At 73.4% G+C, this 18,906-nt stretch carries 17 protein-coding genes and 1 pseudogene; 8 read left to right on the forward strand and 10 right to left on the reverse strand.

The genetic code is table 11. The features are described from left to right. Positions 1 to 2 precede the first annotated feature (2 nt). Together ACFY1T_RS14330 and ACFY1T_RS14335 are read right to left on the reverse strand one after the other, a co-directional pair. The gene (locus ACFY1T_RS14330; RefSeq protein ID WP_390788373.1) at positions 3 to 2,105 is read right to left on the reverse strand and encodes an ATP-binding protein; all 2,103 of its coding nucleotides are present in this window, start codon (positions 2,103 to 2,105) and stop codon (positions 3 to 5) included. 84 nt (positions 2,106 to 2,189) lie between these two features. Next, on the reverse strand, positions 2,190 to 3,146 hold the full coding sequence (locus ACFY1T_RS14335) for a fibronectin type III domain-containing protein (protein WP_390788374.1): 957 nt from the start codon (positions 3,144 to 3,146) through the stop codon (positions 2,190 to 2,192). 83 nt (positions 3,147 to 3,229) lie between these two features. On the opposite strand from ACFY1T_RS14335, the pseudogene ACFY1T_RS14340 reads away from it, so the two are divergent. The 3 genes and pseudogenes from ACFY1T_RS14340 to ACFY1T_RS14350 form a co-directional block, all read left to right on the forward strand. Next, positions 3,230 to 3,568 (forward strand): annotated as a pseudogene (locus ACFY1T_RS14340) (ABC transporter ATP-binding protein); the annotation flags it as partial. Positions 3,569 to 3,666: 98 nt separating this feature from the next. Further along, entirely contained in the window at positions 3,667 to 3,861 is a 195-nt protein-coding gene (locus ACFY1T_RS14345; RefSeq protein ID WP_390788375.1) for a hypothetical protein, read from the forward strand. Between the two features lie 152 nt (positions 3,862 to 4,013). Next, positions 4,014 to 5,582 (forward strand): hypothetical protein, encoded by a 1,569-nt coding sequence (locus tag ACFY1T_RS14350; protein ID WP_390788376.1) that lies wholly within the window; start codon positions 4,014 to 4,016, stop codon positions 5,580 to 5,582. A 7-nt stretch (positions 5,583 to 5,589) separates the two neighbouring features. On the opposite strand, the gene ACFY1T_RS14355 is transcribed toward ACFY1T_RS14350, so the two are convergent. The 3 genes from ACFY1T_RS14355 to ACFY1T_RS14365 form a co-directional block, all read right to left on the reverse strand. Further along, positions 5,590 to 6,279, reverse strand: coding sequence for a cytochrome b/b6 domain-containing protein (locus ACFY1T_RS14355; protein ID WP_390788377.1), 690 nt, complete (start codon positions 6,277 to 6,279; stop codon positions 5,590 to 5,592). Then, positions 6,263 to 7,033: a molybdopterin-dependent oxidoreductase gene (locus tag ACFY1T_RS14360; protein WP_390788378.1), complete on the reverse strand. Its 771-nt coding sequence runs from the start codon at positions 7,031 to 7,033 to the stop codon at positions 6,263 to 6,265. Before ACFY1T_RS14360 ends, ACFY1T_RS14355 begins: the two co-directional genes overlap by 17 nt. A 95-nt stretch (positions 7,034 to 7,128) precedes the next feature. Next, positions 7,129 to 7,797, reverse strand: a complete 669-nt coding sequence (locus tag ACFY1T_RS14365; RefSeq protein ID WP_390788379.1) for a DUF6445 family protein — start codon at positions 7,795 to 7,797, stop codon at positions 7,129 to 7,131. Between the two features lie 144 nt (positions 7,798 to 7,941). Here ACFY1T_RS14365 and ACFY1T_RS14370 point away from each other — a divergent pair, with 144 nt between their 5' ends. Continuing rightward, positions 7,942 to 8,601, forward strand: coding sequence for a DUF2278 family protein (locus ACFY1T_RS14370; protein WP_390788380.1), 660 nt, complete (start codon positions 7,942 to 7,944; stop codon positions 8,599 to 8,601). 204 nt (positions 8,602 to 8,805) lie between these two features. On the opposite strand, the gene ACFY1T_RS14375 is transcribed toward ACFY1T_RS14370, so the two are convergent. Both ACFY1T_RS14375 and ACFY1T_RS14380 read right to left on the reverse strand, forming a co-directional pair. After that, positions 8,806 to 9,081: a hypothetical protein gene (locus ACFY1T_RS14375; protein ID WP_390788381.1), complete on the reverse strand. Its 276-nt coding sequence runs from the start codon at positions 9,079 to 9,081 to the stop codon at positions 8,806 to 8,808. A 130-nt stretch (positions 9,082 to 9,211) separates the two neighbouring features. Then, the gene (locus ACFY1T_RS14380; protein ID WP_234435226.1) at positions 9,212 to 9,616 is read right to left on the reverse strand and encodes an LPXTG cell wall anchor domain-containing protein; all 405 of its coding nucleotides are present in this window, start codon (positions 9,614 to 9,616) and stop codon (positions 9,212 to 9,214) included. 178 nt (positions 9,617 to 9,794) lie between these two features. Here ACFY1T_RS14380 and ACFY1T_RS14385 point away from each other — a divergent pair, with 178 nt between their 5' ends. The 3 genes from ACFY1T_RS14385 to ACFY1T_RS14395 all read left to right on the forward strand — a co-directional run bounded on the left by ACFY1T_RS14385 (position 9,795) and on the right by ACFY1T_RS14395 (position 12,495). After that, a complete protein-coding gene (locus ACFY1T_RS14385) occupies positions 9,795 to 11,030 on the forward strand; it encodes a histidine kinase (protein WP_390788382.1) in 1,236 nt (411 codons plus the stop codon). Further along, on the forward strand, positions 11,018 to 11,671 hold the full coding sequence (locus ACFY1T_RS14390) for a response regulator (RefSeq protein ID WP_390788383.1): 654 nt from the start codon (positions 11,018 to 11,020) through the stop codon (positions 11,669 to 11,671). Before ACFY1T_RS14385 ends, ACFY1T_RS14390 begins: the two co-directional genes overlap by 13 nt. A gap of 65 nt (positions 11,672 to 11,736) precedes the next feature. After that, positions 11,737 to 12,495: a hypothetical protein gene (locus tag ACFY1T_RS14395; protein WP_390788384.1), complete on the forward strand. Its 759-nt coding sequence runs from the start codon at positions 11,737 to 11,739 to the stop codon at positions 12,493 to 12,495. 118 nt (positions 12,496 to 12,613) lie between these two features. Here the strand turns inward: ACFY1T_RS14395 and ACFY1T_RS14400 are convergent, their stop codons facing one another. Both ACFY1T_RS14400 and ACFY1T_RS14405 read right to left on the reverse strand, forming a co-directional pair. Further along, positions 12,614 to 13,438 (reverse strand): hypothetical protein, encoded by an 825-nt coding sequence (locus ACFY1T_RS14400; RefSeq protein WP_390788385.1) that lies wholly within the window; start codon positions 13,436 to 13,438, stop codon positions 12,614 to 12,616. Then, the gene (locus ACFY1T_RS14405) at positions 13,438 to 14,718 is read right to left on the reverse strand and encodes a VWA domain-containing protein (RefSeq protein ID WP_390788386.1); all 1,281 of its coding nucleotides are present in this window, start codon (positions 14,716 to 14,718) and stop codon (positions 13,438 to 13,440) included. Before ACFY1T_RS14405 ends, ACFY1T_RS14400 begins: the two co-directional genes overlap by 1 nt. Positions 14,719 to 14,873: 155 nt before the next feature. Between ACFY1T_RS14405 and ACFY1T_RS14410 the strand changes: the two genes are divergently transcribed. Next, positions 14,874 to 15,152 carry a hypothetical protein gene (locus ACFY1T_RS14410; protein WP_030860610.1) on the forward strand — a complete coding sequence of 93 codons (279 nt, stop codon included), beginning with the start codon at positions 14,874 to 14,876 and terminating at the stop codon, positions 15,150 to 15,152. 98 nt (positions 15,153 to 15,250) lie between these two features. Here the strand turns inward: ACFY1T_RS14410 and ACFY1T_RS14415 are convergent, their stop codons facing one another. Next, positions 15,251 to 18,730, reverse strand: a complete 3,480-nt coding sequence (locus ACFY1T_RS14415) for a M28 family peptidase (protein WP_390788609.1) — start codon at positions 18,728 to 18,730, stop codon at positions 15,251 to 15,253. Positions 18,731 to 18,906: the final 176 nt, after the last annotated feature.

The raw sequence follows: 18,906 nt of genomic DNA on the forward strand, positions 1-18,906 counted from the left end.
GTTCAGCCGGTGGGCGCTGCCGTGCCGCCCAGGAACGCGGCCTCGTACGCCGCGTCCCCGATCGCCGCGCGGGCCTGTCGCTCGCCCCGGTCCCGCAGGGCCGTCAGCGAGGGTGAGCCCATCTGCGGCCGGCCGACCGTGCGCCACCAGGCGTGCCCGGTGCCCAGCAGCCGCGCCGCGAGCTCCCCGTCGCCCAGCGCCGCCACCGCCGCCGCGAGTACGTCCAGGCCGAGCGCGATGCCGAACCGGTCGCCGAGCAGCCGTTTCCCGGAGAGCATCGCCCGTACGTGGCGCGCCGCCTCCCCGTGGTGGCCGAGCCCGAGCGCGGCGACCGCCAGGATGTAGTCCGCATACGCCCGCAGCCAGCGCTCGCCCAGCTCCGCGCAGGCCTCGCGCAGTCCCCGGGCCTCGTCGGCGGCCTCCTCGAAGCGCTCCAGGTCGCACAGGGCGTACCCGGTGGCCAGCCGGCACAGCAGCCAGCCCGGGCCGCTGGTCCGGCCGCCGTGGCCGGCCCGTGCCCGGGGGCCGGCGAGCTCCAGGGCCCGTACCGGATCACCGGGCATCAGCACCGAGACCCCGTGCAGGTACGCGGCGCGCAGCTCCGGCTCGGGGTCCGCCAGCCGGGCCGCCGCGCGGGTGCACTCCGCGCCGAGTTCCCGGGCCGCGTCCATGTCCCCCTGGAGCAGGGCGGTCAGCCCGAGCGCCCACAGGGCCTGGGTGTACGCGGCGCCCGTCCCCGGGGCCGTCCGCAGGGCCCGTTCCAGGAAGCCCCGGCCCTCGTGGACGTGTCCGCAGGAGAACCAGAAGAACCACAGGGCCCCGGCCATCTCCAGAGCGGCCGCCGGGTCCGCGCCGATGAGGTGCTCCAGTGCCGTCCGCAGCTGGGCGTGCTCGGCGGTCATCCTGCGGTACCAGTCGACCTGTTCAGGGCTCATCCAGCCCCGGTCGGCGGCCTGGCAGAGCGCCGCGTACCAGTGGGCGTGCCGGTCGGCGACGGTCTGCACCTCGCCGAGCTCGGTCAGCCAGTCGTGGCCGTACTCGCGGATGGTGTCCAGCATCCGGTAGCGGGCGCCCGCCCCCCGCTCCAGGGTGCGCCGTACGACGGACTTCGCGACCAGGCCCGCGAGCACCCGCTCCACCCGGGAGGCGGGCAGCGGGCCGCCCGAGCAGACCGCCCGGGCGGCCGCGATGTCGAAGTCCCCGGTGAAGACGGACAGCCGGGCCCACAGCAGCCGTTCCACCGGCTCGCACAGTTCGTGGCTCCAGCCGATCGCGGTCCGCATCGTCCGGTGCCGGGGCTGCAGGCCGGGCCCGCTGTCGGACAGCACGGCGAAGCGGGTGCCGAGCCGCTGGGCCATCTGCTCCAGGGTCCACAGCCGCAGCCGGGCGCCGGCCAGTTCCAGGGCCAGCGGGATGCCGTCGAGGCGGCGGCACACCTCGGCCGCGAGCCGTGCCCGTCCGGGGTCGTCGAAGGCGGCCGCGGCATCGGGGGTCGCGGCCACGGCACGGGCGCGGAACAGGGCGAGGGCGTCGCTGTCGGCGCCCTCGCAGGGCAGGGGGCAGACCTCGACGACCTTCTCGCACGGGCTGTCGAGGGGTTCCCGGGAGGTGACCAGCACCGTCAGGCCGGGGGCGGACTGCAGGAGTTCACCGACGAGATGACGGCATTCGGCCACCATGTGCTCGCAGGTGTCGAGGACGAGGAGCAGTTCCTTGTCGGCCATCCACGCGCACAGCTCCTCGTCGAGGGGGCGGGCGGAGTGGTCGGCCAGGCCCACGGCGTGGGCGACGGTCATGGTGAGCAGGCCGGGATCGCGCAGCGGCGAGAGCTCCACCCACCAGACCCCGTCGGGCCGGGCCTGTTCGGGATCGCTGACGGCCCGCAGGGCGAGGCGGGACTTGCCGACACCGCCCACCCCGGTGAGGGTGGTCAGTCTGTGGGAGCCCAACACGTCGTGCAGTCGGGCGAGTTCGCTCTCCCGTCCGATGAACCCCGCCGGGTCGGGCGGCAGGTTTCCCGGCGGGGCGCAGGGAGCCGGATCGGGATCGCCGTCGGCTTCCGCGGAATCCGGCCGTTTTCTGTTGGACGCGTACTCACCGAACACGGTTGTATTGTGCGCGATCTTCTCGTCCGGACGTGCCGTTCCGTTCGGATTGCCGTCACGTTGACGGGAGACCGGCCGTGCGCCTCATGCCGCGAGTACGATGCTCCGCTCCGCGGAGAAGGCCCCCCAGTTGCCGTCGGGCAGCCGGGCGCGCAGCTTGAGCGTCCACCGGGTGCCGGCCGGTTCGGTCACCGTGAGCCGGTACTCCACCCCGGCGGCCCCGGGCGCGGGCACGGCGCCGGCGCCGAACTGGATGACGGTGACGGGCCGTCCGTTGACGTGGAGCTCGTACTCGGTGGTCGGGCGGCCGGTGTCCGGGGCGGTCCAGGTCAGCGTGACGGCGCCGGGAGAGGCGGTCGCGGTGAACCCGGCGGGCTCGGTGCCCGGTCCCTGCCCGGCGGAGGCCGGGGTGGTCACGTCCACCGCGGGGCCGTCGGGGGAGGAGTTGTCCGCGCCGTCGCGGGCCCGGACGGTGAAGGTGTAGCCGGTGTCCGGCTGGAGGCCGGTCAGGGTGGTGGCGGTCTCGCCGGGGCCGGCCGTGTGGATCCGGATGCCGCCCTGGTAGACGTCGTAGGCGGTCACGCCCGTGTCGTCGGTCGCCGCGGACCAGGACAGCGTGGCGGACCGGGGGCCGTCCGCCCGGCCCGTGGTGCGGGCGGGAGCGGTGGGGGCCTGGCGGTCCTCGGCCTTGGCGGCCGGGGTGGTGGCCTCGGCGGAGGCGCTCGGGGCGGAGGTGTTCCCGGCGGCGTCGCGGGCCCGGACCGTGAAGGCGTAGCCGGTCTGCGGGCTGAGGCCGGTGATGTCCACCATCGTCTTGTCGGCCGGGAGTTCGCGCACCAGCCGGCCCGCCTGGAAGACCTGGTAGTTGGTCACCGCGTCGGCCGGGGCCGCCGCCTGCCACATCACGTGCACGGAGGTGGCGCTGCCGGCCTGTGCGGTGATCCCGGCGGGGGCCGCGGGGGGTGTGGTGTCGGCGGCGGTGCAGGCGGTGAGCCCGGTGGCGGCCAGGCAGAGGGCGAGCAGGGGGGCGGTGCGTCGCACGGGGGGCCTTCCTCGGCTTCCGCTTCCTCGTAAAGGTCTAGACATATATGGCACGGGTGCGGGCGGCGCGGCAAGCCCCGTGCGCCGCGGGCCGGCGCGCAGAAGCGGACGAGGCGGTCCCCGAGCGGGCCGCGCGTGTCGGACTGGGCGCGGATCTGCCCGCCCGGCGCCCCCACGAGGCCGGCGACGGCCGGCTGCAACGCGCCTGCCCGGCCCGCGCTTCGGTGCCTCGCCCGCGCCGGCTGGTCTGCGACGAGATGACCGCGATGGAGGACGCCTCCACCGCTGCCGCCCTGGTGGGGGTGGTCGAGGAGTGCCGCGCCGAGACCGGGGCCGGGCTCCTGGCGGTCGGCCGCGATCCGTTCCCGCTCACCCGCTGGTGCGACCGTACGACCCACCGGGACGGGATCGTCAAGCACTGACCGCCCGTCACGGACGGTCAACACCCGTACGGCGGACACGGGTTTCGCCCGAAGGCACCCCCTCCTGCGCCACGATGGCGCCGCCTAAGGAGGTATCGATGGTGATCTCGCTCTCCGTGGTCGTGCTGCTCCTCGTCCTCGCGTCGATCTTCATGCGCAGCGGCGGCCTCAAGTTCTCCCACGCCCTCGTCTGCGCGCTGCTCGGCTTCTACCTGGCCGGCAGCAGCATGGCGGCGACCATCCACGACGGTCTGACCGCCACGGCCCAGGTGGTCTCCGGGCTGCGCCCGTAGGCCGGCGGTCCGGGGCGGATTGATCAACTGTTGCGCCTTCGTGAATCATCCGGCACCTCCATGGACTCCTCAGGCCGTGCGATCTAGCGTCTGGCGGCGGCGCGATGTCATACGCACTGTCAATAAAACTGAAGAGAACGGAGGAAGTCCGGATGTTCCGAAGAGCGCTGAACTGCGCCGTGGTCCCCGCCCTCATCGTGTTCACCGCGATGTACGGGACCTCCCCGGCGCAGGCCGCGGAGATACCCCAGGCCCCCGGCCACCGCCTGGTCAGCCACTACGACGGCGCCGCCGCGGCCGCCGTCCCGCTGCCCGGCGAGGCCCCGCCCCAGCACCCCTTCCTCGCGCCCAACGGCCGCAGCGGCATGCACTCCGACGCCGGGGGCAGCGCCACCTCCCCGTGGTCCGGGCCGCTCGGCAGGAACCCGCGGGTGAGCAGCGAGAAGATCGCCGCTCTGGGCGGCGAATGCGCCACCGCCACCTTCGACGCGGGAGGCCGCCTGGTCACCGTGTGCGGCACCTTCACCGGCTTCAAGGTCAAGCTCCTCGACCGCCGTACGCTGTCCACGCTCGCGGAACACCAGCTCCCGCAGCGTTCCTCGACGGTCGAGGCGATCACCTCCCTCGACTTCTCGAAGATCTTCAAGGACACCTCGGGCGGCGCCTACTTCTACCTGGACGACCAGGACCGGGCCGTGCTGGCCGACTCCCGCCAGCACATCCTGCGCCTCTCGCACGCGCAGCGGCCCGACGGCAGCTGGACGTTCGACGTCGACGACGACTGGGACCTCACCGGCCAGGTCCCGCACGACTGCGTCACCTGGACCAACCTGCGGCCCAGCGGCACCTGCGACCCCGTCACCTCCGTGATGCCCGACTGGAACGGCCTCATCTGGTGGGTCACCCGCCAGGGCCGCGTGGGCACCGTGGATCCGCAGACCTCGCGGATCCGCTCGGTCCGCCTCCCGGGGGAGGAGATCCAGAACTCCTTCTCGGTCGCCGAGGACGGTGTGTCGATCGTCTCCGACCACGCCCTCTACAGCTTCCGCGCCTCCGCCGACGGCACCCCCGAAGTGCAGTGGCGCCAGACGTACGACCGCGGTACGGGAACCAAACCCGGCTCCGTGAACCAGGGTTCGGGCACCACCCCGGACCTCTTCGGCGACGGTTACGTCGCCATCACCGACAACGCCGACGACCGGATGAACGTCCTGGTCTACCGGCGGGGCGCCGACGTACCCGCCGACCGGCGGCTGGTCTGCAAGGTCCCGGTGTTCGCCAGTGGCGCGTCGACCACCGACAACTCCCTGATCACCTGGGGCAACAGCATCGTCGTCGAGAACAACTACGGCTACGAGAACCTCACCAGTCTGCTGCTCGGCAAGTCCGTCGTGGGCGGGGCCAGCCGGATCGACGTCCGCGCAGACGGCAGCGGCTGCGACACGGTGTGGCAGAGCTCCGTCCGCTCGCCCTCCGTCGTCCCCAAGCTCTCCACCGCGAACGGGCTGCTCTACTTCTACGAGAAGGAGCCCAACGCCTGGGGGATCGACGCCTGGTACCTGACGGCGGTGGACTTCCGCACCGGAGAGCGCCGCTGGCGGCAGCTGACCGGCACCGGGCCGCTGTACGACAACAACTGGGCGCCGATCACGCTCGGACCCGACGGCACCGCGTACGTCGGCGTCTTCAACGGCATCGTCGCCGTGCGCGACGGCGGCTGACGGCGGCTCACCCGGGGCCGGCCGGCGCGCGATCCGCGTCGGCCGGCTCCCCCCGGTCCGCGGGGCCGACGCGCCCGGTCCGCCACAGCGGGTGCTCGCGCTCGGCCCACCCTCGGTCGACGGAGCCGGTACGCAGGCCCCGCCGCGCCTCGGGGTCGGCCAGGGCCTTGCCGATGTGTGCGGCGAGCACGACACCCACGGTGAGGGCCAGCCAGTCGTGGACGAAGGTGGCGGCCGTGCGCCGGACCAGCGGGACGAGTCCGGTCCACCACATGAGCGTCCCGGTGCCCGCCATCACGAGCACCGCCCCGGCCAGCCAGCCCGCGTACACCTTCTGCCCGGCGTTGAACTTCCCGGCGGGCCGCCCGGTCACCCGGTCCCGTCGCAGAGCGGCCCGCAGCCAGACCCGGTCGTGCGGCCCGAAGCGGCCGAGGCGCCGCAGATCGGCGCGGAAGGCGCTCGAGGCGAGCCCCAGCAGGAACGGGACGACCAGCAGCAGCCCGGACCAGACGTGCACGGTGACCACGAGGTGGCGGCGGCCGACGAGCTCGGCGAGCGCCGGCAGGTACAGGCAGGCCGCCGTGCCCGCGCAGAGCCCCATCAGCGCGGCGGTGGACCGGTGGATCCACCGCTCGGCCCGGCTGAACCGGTGGATCCGCTCGGCGCGCCCGGGCGCCGGCTCAGACGGTCGGGGCATCGTCGCGTCCGTTCGACCGGCCGACCCACGCGTCGACGTCGTACCCGAGGTCCTCCCAGTAGCCCGGCTCCACGTCACGGGTCACGGTGATGCCGGAGAGCCACTTCGCGGACTTGTAGAAGTACATGGGGGCCACGTACAGGCGGACGGGGCCGCCGTGGGAATGGCTCAGCGGCTCGTCCCGCATGCGCAGCGCCACCATGACGTCGTCCCGGCGGGCCTGGGGGAGGGTCAGGCTCTCCGTGTACGTGCCGTCGAAGCAGCTGAAGCGGATCGCGCGGGCCTCGGGGCGCACCCCGGCGGCGTCGAGCAGCCGCGTCAGCGGCACCCCCTCGAAGGGGGTGCCGGGCACCCGCCAGCCGGTGACGCACTGCACGTCCCGTACGACGCGGGTCTGCGGAAGCGCCCGGAGCGCGTCGAGGGTGTACGTCATGGGGCGGTCGACGAGGCCGTCGACGGTGAGCCGGTAGTTCCCGGGGCCGCGCTCGGGGACGGAGGCGGTCACCGAGTAGTAGCGGAACCCGCCGCCGTTGGGCAGCAGTCCCGTGAGGCCGGTGGGGTCCTTGGTGGAGGCCGCGCCGAGGAAGGCCTCGAAGCCTCCTTGCAGGTACGGGGCGGTGACCAGCCCGGCGGCGCCGAGCCCGATCGTGCCGAGGACCAGGCGGCGCCCGATCGGCGCGCCCTGACCGTCGGGGTCGGGGTCGGGGTCCGGTGGCGGCTGGGGTGCGGGTTCGGCCGCGGGTGCTGGGCTCACAGCCCGATTCGACCACCGCCGCCGCGCCCGCGCCAGGCCCGGCGGCGGTCCGTCAGACTTCCGTCACACCTTCCCCGCCGCCGGCGCCGCCGGGGTCAGGCCTTCCAGAAGAAGACGGCCGTCATCCGCTTCTCCTCCAGCGTCCGGCCCCAGTAGCCGGTGGCGCTGTGGATCAGGTTCGCCGAGTACAGGAGCAGCCGGTTGGCGCGATGGGGGACCCGTACGTCCTCGGTGAAGGAATCCGGGGAGACGAAGCGGGTGCCCAGGGCGTCGACCAGGTTGTTGTGCGGGGCGATCACCTGGTTGCCGCCCAGTGCGCCGCCGGGCAGGCTCTGCCGGTAGAAGCTGGTCCCGCAGTCCTTCGGCACCGTCGGGTTGAGGTAGAGCACGGCGGCGTAGCGGCACAGGCTCCGCGAGTCGGTGTGCGGGCGCGGCTCGGACTCGCCCTCGCCGACGACCTGGACGCAGTTGTGGTTGAACGTGCCGCCGCCCGCGTGCCGTTCGGCCCAGAGCTTCGGGGCGCCGGTGGACTTGCGCACCAGCCGCTCCACCAGGGCCAGTTCATCGGGCTCCAGACCCGGCATCGCGCGCAGCCCCGGCCAGCTCTCGGGCTTGTGCGGATAGCCCTCGGTCCAGTCGTCCTTGGCCAGGCAGCGCTCCCGTACGGCGTCCAGGTCGGGCAGTACGTCGTCCAGTACCCAGTAGTCGCGTCCGCGGGTCGGCTTGCGGTACGGGAGGACCGGGAGGGGAGGAGGTAGGGGCATGGCAGGGACGGTAGCCACCGGGTGCGGTGCGGCTCACTCCGGAAGGAGTCAACGTTCCGTCAAGTGTTCACCATGGCTTGGGAGATCGCCGGGACACGCCTGCGGGCACCCGCGGCCGGGCGGCCCGGGTGGTTCACTGGCGGCATGCCGCTCGAAAACTACGGAGTGCTGTCCGGAACCCTGCACCGCCACTTCCGTGACCGGCCCGACGACCAGGGCCGCTGGTTCCACGTCCACCTGGAGGTCGACACGCCCGCCGGCCGCTACGAGTGCGCGATCGACGTGGACAGCAAGCACTCCGCCGTGGGGGTGCAGTGGAAGGTCTTCACCCTGCACGCCTCGGTGCTCGAGCCCGCCGACTCGCCCGCGCCCGGCTACCACGACCTCGCCCGCACCTGCGGATCCGGCGCGCTCGACTACCTGCGGCACCCGGCGCTCGCGGACCGCCCCGGCTGCCTGCTCGGCGGCCACCCGCCGCGCTGGTTCCAGCGGATCCTGGACCGGCTGAGCCCGCCCCGGCCCTGGGTCTCGGGCTCGTACCTGGAGGCCTCGGCGGCGCTGGAGCCGATCCTCGTCGTGGGCCGCCCCGTCCTGGTCTTCGGCGAACCCTTCGACGAGGGGCTCGGCATGCACAACGTCCACCAGAACCAGGGCGATCCCCGCGACAGCCAGTGGTGGCCGGACAACGGGATCTGGCAGGACGGGGCCACGCTGACCCGGCGCCCGGACGGCCTCTTCGACGTGTTCGTCTCCAGGTTCTCCACACAGAAGGAGCCCACGGACGACGAAGGCCATCCGGTGTGACGTCCGCCCGGCGTTCTAGGGGGTGTCTTGTCGATCAGGCCGGGTCAGGGAGCGGTGGTGGGCGCCGTGGATCGCAAGGCGGACGTGGGGGTCCCCCCGCCGAAGGCAGGGGGAGGAGGCGACGTGGTGTGTCGGCGAGCGAGGACAACGCGGCGAGGCGCGGTGCCCGCCGCCGCGAGCCCGGCGTGATCGGCAAGACGCCCCCTAGTGCGCGGCGCGGCAGGCCCCGGACGCGATGTCCGCGGAGAATCCGACCGCCTGGAGGCTCGCGGCGCAGCTGGTCTGGTTGCCGATCTGGCCTTCGTAGCAGGCCTGCCCCACCCCGTCGACGATCTTCTTGCCGTGCTGCGTGATGTACTGCTCGCACTCCTGGACGCTGGTGGGGGCGGCCGCGCCGGCTGCCGGAGCGGCGAGGAAGGCGCCGCCGGCGGCGAGGACGAAACCGGCGAGGACGCTGGGGATACGGGCCGACGGACGCATACGGACGCACCTGCTCTCTCGGTCGGTCACGTGGCCCGCCGAGGCGCCGGGCCACGGGCGGGGGCGGTGCGGCGCGGGCACTCCGGGAGAGCGGCCGGCGTGGCACATCGGTCACCCCGCCCTTCCGACGCTAGAACACCGGGCGGCGGCCCGCCACCGCCGCGCAGGCCGCCGCCAGGGGCAGTTCCGCGCAGACCGCCAGGGCCACGGCCGCCGCCCGGGCGCTGCCCGGAGCCGCGGTCGTCACGTCGAACCAGGCGTCCATCACCAGCAGCGCGGCGGTCGCCGCGGCCAGGGGCGCCGCGCGGGGATCGTCGCGCCCCAGCAGCAGACCCGTACCGCTCAGCCCGGCCGCCAGCATGGCGTCCAGCCCGATCCAGGCGGTCGACCAGTTGGAGACCTCCGCGGTCTGCGGCAGCGTCTTCGCCAGCACCACCATCCACGGCAGCAGCGCCACCCCGGCGCCGGTGAGCAGCGTGGCCAGCCGGGGGCGGGACGTGCGGCGGGTCCGCAGGTGCGGGGCGACGAGGGTCATGGCGGTGGAGCTCCTTCCGGCCCCGGTGGTCCGTCCTCCGGGTACGGACATCACTCTGGTCGCGCGCAGGGGCGGAATCAGTAGCGGCACTGTCCGAACCGGGGGTGGCACTGGCTACACCCCCGACCGGGTACCAGGGTGGTGGAGCGGCCCTGACCAGTGCGATTACCGTACGGGCATGGGACTTTCCGGGGCGCTGAGGCGCACCACACGGTGGATCGCCGACCACGCGCCCTGGTCGGCGTGGGCCTGGCGGAGCACCGCCTTCACCGTCGCCGCGATTCCGATGGCCCTGCCCGCCGCGGCCGCGTTCGTGTTCCCCAAGGCCGCCGGTCTCACGCTGCTCGCGCTGCTGATCCTGACCCCGCTGCTCACCCTGGCGCAGCGCAGCCGGTTCAGGGAGCTGCTGGAGCGGGAGATCCCGGCCGTCGCGCAGGGCCGGCGGACGCTCCACCCGAAGGCGTTGCCCGCATGGCTGCGCGCGGAGTCGACCTGGCGGCAGTACGGGTACCACCTGCTGGTCAGCCCGCTCGCGGGGATCGGCGGGGCGCTGGTCGTCCTGGCCTGGGCGGGCGGGTTCGCCGGGGCCGCCGTGTACGGCTGGTCGTGGATGCTGCCCGACGAGTACGGCGGCCCCGGCTGGACCGGGCGCTACGACACCGTCACCGTGCTCGGCGCCCTGCTGCTGCTCGCCACCCCCTGGCTCGCCGCCGCCCTGGCCCGGCTCGACGCCTTCGCCGCGGCCGCCCTCCTCGGGCCCAACCGGGCCAAGGAGCTGGAGCGGCGCGTCGAGGACCTCGCCGAGAGCCGGGCCGACGTCCTCGACGCCGCCGACCTCGAACGCCGGCGGATCGAAAGGGACTTGCACGACGGCGCCCAGCAGCGCCTGGTCGCCCTCGCCATGAACCTCGGCATCGCCCGCGCCACGCTCACCGATCTGCCGCCGGAGGCCAAAGCCGTGATCGACGAGGCCCACCGCGAGGCCAAGGAGGCCATCGAGGAGCTCAACAGCCTCGTACGAGGCCTGCATCCGGCGGTCCTGGAGGACCGGGGGCTCGACGCGGCCCTGTCCGGGATCGCGGCCCGGGCGCCGCTGCCCGTCGAACTGACCGTGGAGCTGGCGCGCCGGCCCGGCCCCACCGTCGAGGCCGTCGCCTACTTCGTCGTCTCCGAGGCCCTCGCCAACGTCGCCAAGCACGCCAAGGCCTCCCGCTGCCGCGTGGACGCCCGCCGGGACGCCGACCTGCTGCGCATCACCGTCACCGACGACGGGGTGGGCGGCGCGGACCCGGCCCGCGGCACCGGACTGGTGGGCCTGCGCAAACGCGTAGGGTCGGTCGACGGAACCATCTTGATCAACAGCCCCCTCGGGGGCCCGACCGTCGTGACTGTGGAGCTGCCGTGCGGGCTGTGATCGCTGAGGATTCGGTGCTGCTGCGAATAGGGCTGGTCAAGGTCCTCGAAATGGCCGGATTCGAGGTGGCCGCCGAGACCGGGGACGCCGACGCCCTGCTCGCCGCCGTGGCCGCGCACGAACCCGACCTGGCCCTGGTCGACGTGCGCATGCCCCCGGGCTTCACCGACGAGGGCGTGCGCGCGGCCCTGATGATCCGCCGGCAGTGGCCGGGTACCTCGGTCCTGCTGCTCTCCCAGTACGTGGAAGAGCGTTACGCGGCCGATCTGCTGGCCGGTCGGGCCGGTGGCATCGGGTACCTGCTCAAGCAGCGCGTCGCCGACGTCGAGGAGTTCATCGACGCCGTCAGACGGGTCGCGGCCGGCGGCACCGCCCTCGACCCGCAGGTGGTCTCGCAGCTCCTGCTGCGGCGCGGCGGGGGCATCGATCCGCTGGAGCGGCTCACCCCGCGCGAACGGGAGGTGCTGGCGCTGATGGCCGAGGGACGCTCCAACGCGGGGATCGCGGCGCAACTCGTGGTCGGCGAGAGCGCGGTCGCCAAGCACATCAACAACATCCTGGCCAAGCTGGACCTGCCGCAGGCCGACGGCGACCACCGTCGGGTGCTGGCGGTCCTGCGCTTCCTGGACGGCGCCTCGTGAGCGGGGGCGGCGGCGGTCCCCGGCGTCCCGGGCGGCCCCGGCGGCCCCGGCGTACGGCGTGGGTCGTGGCCGCGGCCCTGAGCGCCGTGTTCGTCGTCGCCCCCGCCACCTGGCAGGTCTGGTCGTACGCCTCCGGCGAGAGCGGCCGCGCGACGCTGAGCGGCGGCAGCGGCGAACGGCCGGTGTCCGCCGTGGAGATCGACGCGGGCGGCGCCGACGTGCGCATCACCCCCCGCTCCGACGGACAGGTGGTCTACCGGGCCGAGACGCGCTGGTCGACGGCGGCTCCGGCCATCGAGGAGAGCTGGCTCGGCGACACCCTGAAGCTGACGCCGCGCTGCCCGGCGGCCGCGGGCTTCGTGGCCTCCGGCATCGGCTGCTCGGTCGACCTGGGCGTCACCGTGCCCGCCGGCATCCCGGTGAAGGTCACCGCGGGCTCCGGCACGGTGGCGGTCAGCGGGCTGGGCGGGGCCGTCGACGCCTCGGTCGGTGCCGGGACCCTCCGGCTGAGCGCGCTGCGCGGGCCCCTGAGGGCGAGCGTGGGCACGGGCTCGCTCGAGGCCACCGGGCTCAGCTCGCCGGAGGCCGAGGTCCGGGCCGGGGCGGGCTCGGCCGTCGTCCGGTTCGCCGCCCCGCCGGAGCGGGTCACCGCCCGGGCGGGTGCGGGGCGGCTCCGGCTCACCGTGCCCGCGGAGACCCGCTTCCGGGTCACGGCCCGGGCCGGGGCGGGTCGTTGCGACATCGCGCCCGGCCTGCACGATCCGTCGGCGGCGGGCCGGCTGGACATCGCGGCGGAAGCGGGCCGTGCCGAGGCGGGCTACTGACACCGGGAGCAGGCACCGGACGCCGCGGGAGCGCCCTCCGTGCGGACGGCTCTCCTTCGCGGACACCCCCAGGCGGGTGTCCGGCGGCCGCGGCGGGGTGCCGCGGCCGCCGGGGCGGTCAGCCGCGGGGCGGGACCCCGGAAGGGCGGCCCCTGCCGCGGGTGAGGGAGTACCCGAAGATGCCGGCGAGGGCGCCGAGGACCCCGCCCGCCGCCGTCCAGATCCAGCGGTCGGACCACCGGCCGCCAGACCAGCCGTCGGCCGGCTCGCCGAGCGCCGCCGGCTGCGCCGAACTCCCGGACCCCGCCTGCGCGGTCTTGCCGATGCCGGGTACGAGCGGCTTCGCCAGTGCCCCGTCCACCGCGAAGGCGCCTCCCGTGTCCCGGGTGGAGGCCTCGACCTCGGCCCGTACCGGAAGACCGAGGTCCTCCTCCGCCACGCCGACCACCGTCAGGCGGACGTAGTAGCTGCCGGGCAGCGGGTCGTTGGCCCACGGCTCCGCACCCGGGCGGACGGTGCGCAGCGTGCAGGACAGCTCCACCGAGGCGGCCTCCTTGGCAGCCGCGGCCTGCTGCGTGCCGTAGGTGCACGCCTGGCGGCGGCGCAGCCCGTCGTACACGTCGAGCTGCCACGTCGATGCGGAGTGCCGGTTCGCCGCCGGAGGCAGTTTCACCGTGGCCTTGACCGTGGCCCGCTGCCCCGAGTCCAGCGGGACCACCCAGTACAGGTAGTCACCCGTGGACGCTTCGGCCGTGGCCCGCTGGCCCGGCCGGATCGCCGTGGCGGTACGGAAGGCGGTGCCCGCCTCGGTCGGACCGGAGGCCTTGCCACCCGGGCTCGCGCTCGCACTCGCCGACGGGGTGTCGGCCAGGGCGGCGCCCGCCATGCCGAGCACACCGCCCGCGGCGAGGGCGGCAGCGGTCAGTATGCGTACGGTACGCATCAGTTGGTCCTCCAGACCGAGATACGCCAGCGGGAGACCCAGCCCCACAGCAGACCGGCGACGAGGCCGGCGAGCACCAGCACGCCGAGCAGCCACCAGCCGCGGCCGAGACCGAACGCCGCCGCGTCGGACGCGTCGTCGGGCCCGTCCACCACGTCGATGGTGAGCTCGACGGGCAGGCCCGGCGTGGTCTTGACCGAGGCGGGCGCCGAGAAGGAGTTGCTGACCTGCAGGCAGACGGTCTCCACCGGTTGCTTGCCGTCGCCGTCCTCGTCGGCGTCGTCGACCTCGGCCTTCGGGTAGCGCAGACCGGTCGAGATCATGTCGGTGCGTCCGTCGCCCGCCTCCGAGCCGCGGACGATCTCCCGCCCGTGCACGGTGGTGGCCCGCAGCATGACCCCGTAGTCGTTGTTGACGGTCCGGTCGGCGGCGATGCTCACCGAAGCGCGCAGCTCCTGGCCGGGCTTGACGTCCACCCGGTACCAGCGGTGCTCGCCGAAGGTCTCGCGGTCGGTGTACAGGCCCGCGCCGAGCTGCGGGGCGCCGGCGCACTGCTTGGCGCCCTCGGTCGCCACCGGGGTGACGACCGGTGTCGCCGCCCGGTCCACCAGCTGCTTGACGCGGCCGGAGAGTTCGGCGGTGTGCTGCACCGAGGTGTAGGTGCCGCCGGTGGCCTCGGCGATGCAGATCAGCTGGTTGCGCGTCTTGGCGTCGGGGACGAGCCCGAGCGTGTCGATGACGAGGTGGATGCCCTGGGCCGCGATGTCGCGGGCCACCTCGCACGGGTCGAGCGGGGCACAGGTGTCCTCGCCGTCGGTGATGAGCACGATCCGCCGGGTGGCGTCGCCGCCCTTGAGGTCCTCGGCCGCACCCAGCAGGGCCGGCCCGATCGGCGTCCAGCCGGTGGGGGCCAGGGTGGCCACCGCCGTCTTCGCCTCGGTCCGGTCGAGCTTGCCGACCGGGTAGAGCTGCTTGGTGTCCTTGCAGCCGAGCTGCCGGTCGTCACCGGGATAGGTGGCCCCGAGGGTCCGTATCCCGAGCCGTACCTCGTCCGGAGTGGCGTCCAGCACCTCGTTGAACGCCTGCTTCGCCGCGGCCATCCGGGACTTGCCGTCGATGTCGGTCGCCCGCATCGAGCCGCTGACGTCGAGGACCAGCTCGACCTTGGGGGACTCCTTCGCCACCGGTTCGCCGGCGGCGGCATTCGCCGGGAAGAGCCCGACCGCCAGAGTGGCCAACAGGCCACAGGCCCCGGCCGCCACCCATTTTCTTGTGATCATCGCCGGATCGTATTGAGGATCCGCCCCGGGACCAAAACGTTCCGGGCAACCCTGCCCGGCCCGGTGGCGGCCGAGGCCGACCTGCCGTCCCCGGCCGGCGCGGCTACCCTGGACGGGGGGACGGTTCGCAGTGCCCCGAAGCCGGAGGCGATCCCATGAGACGACGCCATCACTTCCACATCGATCATGCGGGGCACTCCGTCAGCGCCACCGTCGAGACCGGCCACCACGTCGAGGTGGAGATCCTGGTCGACGGCAAGGAGACCGGGCACGGCTCCACGCACCACGACCGGCCCGTCACCGTGCAGGTGGAGCTGCCGACCGATCCGCCGACACCGGTGTCCGTACGCGCCACGCCGGGGCCCGGCCTCCCGCGCTGCGTCCTGGAGGCCCCGGACGCCGTTCCCCAGGTCATGTCCCCGCGCCGCTACTGACGGCAGCCGGCAGCCGACGGCCGCGCACGCGGCCGGGCGGCACGCGCCCCGGCCGTGTGGCCGGGGCTCATGCCGCCCGGAAGGGGATCAGGCGGGCGTCAGCTCGCCTGGAGGGTGACGTCGTCCACGACGAAGGAGGTCTGGAGGGACTGGTCCTCCACGCCCTGGAACTTCAGGGTGACGGTCTGGCCGGCGAACCGGGACACGTCGTAGCTCTTGAGCACGTAGCCCGGGGCCGCGTCCAGGTTGGACAGGGTCTCCAGGGTCTGGCCGCCCACCGAGACGGTGAACCGGTCGTAGACCACGCTCTCGTCCTCATCGGTGTCGATGTGGAGGTAGAAGGCGAGCCGGGCCGTGGCGCAGCCGGCCGGGAGGGCCAGCGACTGCGAGGCGCTGTCGGTGTGCGAGGCGCCGTAGCCGTTCAGCCACGCCATGTACGAGCCGCTGTGCGAGACCTGGCCGGACTGGTTGGTGACGACCCCTGCGGTGGCGGTCCACGGGCTGCTGCCGCTCTCGAATCCGCCGTTGACCACGACCTGCTTCGGGGTGCACGTACCCCCGCCGCCGACGGTCAGGGTGTAGGTGGTGCTGTGCGCCACCGTGCCGGTACCGGTGACCGTCAGGGTGTAGGTGCCCGCCGTGGTGGCCGCGTCGACCTGCACGGTGAGCGTCGAGGAGCCGCCGGACTGCACGGAGGACGGGCTGAGCGTCGCGGTCACCCCGGACGGGGCGCCGGAGACCGACAGGGCGAGGGTCTGCGCGCTGCCGCTCACGGTGGTGGTGTTCACCGTGGACGTGACGCTGGTGCCCGGGGTGGCGGATCCGGCGGCCGGTGACGTGGAGATGGAGAAGTCCTGCGCCGGGGTGTCGCCGCCGACGGCCTGCTTCCAGATCGCGTAGGCGACGCCGTCGGCGCTGCGGTCCAGCACCGTCGCGTTGATGTTGTTCGTCGTGTCGCAGGAGCTGTGGTAGCAGGAGTCGTACGCCGCGTTCGCGGTGCCGCCCCACTTGGTCGCCTGCGCCGAGGTCTTGCGGGCGCTGGCGCCGGCGGCGTAGCCGGAGGTGGGGATGCCGCCCTGCTGGAAGGAGTAGTCGTCACTGCGGCCCTGGCCCTCGGTGTTCTCCTCGGGGGCGAGGTTCAGCGAGGCCCAGTACGCCTTCAGCGGTGCGGCCGTGGTCGAGTTGAGGTTGTTGATGAAGTAGCCGCCGTTGGGCGAGCCGACCATGTCGAAGTTGTAGTAGCCCTTGATGGCGGCCTTCTCGGCGCTGCTGAGCCGGCCCACGTAGAACTCCGAGCCGTTCAGGCCCTGCTCCTCGTCGGTCCACCAGGCGAAGCGCACGTGCTTGGTCAGGGTGGGGTTCTTCTGCGCGAGGACGAGCGCGTTCTCCAGCAGGGTCGCGGAGCCCGAGCCGTTGTCGTTGATGCCGGGGCCCGCCGAGACGCTGTCGAGGTGGGCGCCGAACATGACGGTCTGGTCGGCCGGGCCGCCGGGCCAGTCCGCGATCAGGTTGTTGGACGGGTAGGTGCACGAGGTGCAGTTCTGCTCGGTGACCGTGAAGCCGGCCGCCTGCAGCTTGCCCTTGATGTACGCCACGGACTGGGTGTAACCGGCGCTGCCAGCGCGGCGGTTGCCGCCGTTCTGCGAGGCGATGGTGTTCAGCTGGGTCAGGTGCGCCTGGACGTTGGCCACGTTGATGTTCGGGGGGTCGTTCCCGGGCTGGGTGCTGCCGACGGTCAGCGCGTAGTCGACGGTGTGCGCGAGGCTCGGGCCCTGGCCCTTGACCGTGATGGTGGAGGATCCGGGCGCCGCGTTGGCCGTGGCGGACAGGGTCAGGGTCGAGGACTGCCCGGACTGGACGGTGGCCGGGTTGAAGGAGGCGCTCACCCCGGACGGCAGGCCGGTGGCGGTGAGGGTCACCTGCTGCGCCTGGCCGGTGGTGGTGCTGGTGGTCACGGTGGTGGTGACCGAGGCGCCCTGCTGGACGCTGCCCGCGGACGGGTTCAGCGCCATCGAGAAGTCATCGTTCTGCCCGCTCGGGGTGCAGGTCGGGTCGCCGGACTGGGCGGGCACGCTGATCGCGTCCCAGGCCGCCTTGGTCCTGGTGAAGAGGTTGCAGGTGGCCGGGTCCAGCGACTTGGCGGAGCTGAGCGTCGCCGTCCGGTACTTCTTGTACGACATGCTGCTGGTCTTGAGCAGCATGCCGCCGTAGAAGATCTTGCCGGCGGTCTGCACGCCCACACCGGTGACCGTGGACTGGTTGCAGGTGGGGCTGGTGGGCTTGCCGCCACCCGGGTTGCTGCCCTCGGCCAGCAGGTAGAACCAGTGGTTCAGGGGTCCCGCGGCCGCGTGCACCTCGGTGCCGGGTATCGCGGAGCTGTAGCAGGCCGGGTCGTTGTTGACGGCCGGCGGGTTGTACATGTTCCGGATCGGCCCGCGGCCCTGGAGATTGATCATCTCGCCGACGGTGTAGTCCGGGGTGTCGTACGGGGCCGGCTCGTTGGCGTACGCCTCGGTCAGCGCGCCGAAGATGTCGCCGGTGCCCTCGCCGAGCCCGGACTCCTGGCCGCTGGTGCCGCCGGGGGTGTTGGAGTCGATGGCGTGCCCGTACTCGTGGCCCACCACGTCGATCCCGGCGATCCACTCGTTGGCGCTGTTGTGCCCGATCGTGACCGAGCTGCCGTCCCAGTACGCGTTGAGGTCGCTCAGGCCCACCTTGCCGGGGAAGCTGCGGCCGTTGCCGCTGACGCCGTTGCGGCCCAGCCACTGGCCCAGCATGTCCCACTGCTTCTGCGCGGCGAACATCAGGTCCGTACAGCCGGTTTCCTTGGACGTGGCGTTGCCCGTGCCCCAGGAGTCCGAGGACTTCGTGAACACGCTGCCGGTGCTGTAGTCGGCGCAGCTCAGACCGGGCCGGTTCGGGTCGCGCAGCGAGTACGAGCCGCCCGAGGCGGTGGTGTCGAGGGTGAGCGGGTTCGGGCCGTTCCACTTGCTGGTCCCGCTGCCGGCGACGACCTCGTCGTGGCGGTCGACGACCTTGCCGGTGCGGGCGTCCACGAAGACGTGCAGCTTGCTGGGCGCGGTCTTGCTGTTGCCGGAGAGGACGGTCTCCCAGGCGAGCACCTGCCGGTCGTCCTTGATCTTGACGACGAGCCGGCTGTCGAGCACCTTGTCGACCTTGGCCAGCTCCGCGCGCGAGAGCGTCTCCGCCGCCTTGGCGCTGACGGTGGGGGTGGTCGCGACGTCGATCGCGGCGGCCGAGGCCGACTGGACGGCGCGCACGCGGCCGGCGCCGTCGGCGAGGACGACGGCGTCGCCGCCGACGACCGGCAGCCCGCGGTAGCTGCGCTCGTAGGAGACGGAGTACAGGTCCTGTACCCAGGGGGTGACCAGGCGCCGGTCGTACTGCTGCTGGGCCGAGTTGACCAGGGTGTCGAGGCCGCTGCGGACCGCCGCGTCGGCGGCGGCGACGGCGCGCTCGGCGGATGTGGCCTGCGGGGAGGGGGAGGGGGGCTGGGCCTGCGCCGAGGCGGACGCGGCGGTGGCCAGCGTGCCGGCGAGGCTCGCCGTCAGCGCCATGGCCGCCACGGAGGCCGTCCATCTGGTGGGCTGCAAGAGTCCACTCCGATCGTGTGGGGGGCATTACGGGTGGGTGTTGGCGCCGAGTATGGGCGTGGACATGGCGAGATTGGGACATCCCTGCGCACATAAGGTCCGCGTTATGGTGCCGTGGGGTCACGCTGCGTAAGCTGCCC

Origin of the sequence: Streptomyces sp. NPDC001194, assembly GCF_042896985.1 — a bacterium.
Classification (GTDB): domain Bacteria; phylum Actinomycetota; class Actinomycetes; order Streptomycetales; family Streptomycetaceae; genus Streptomyces.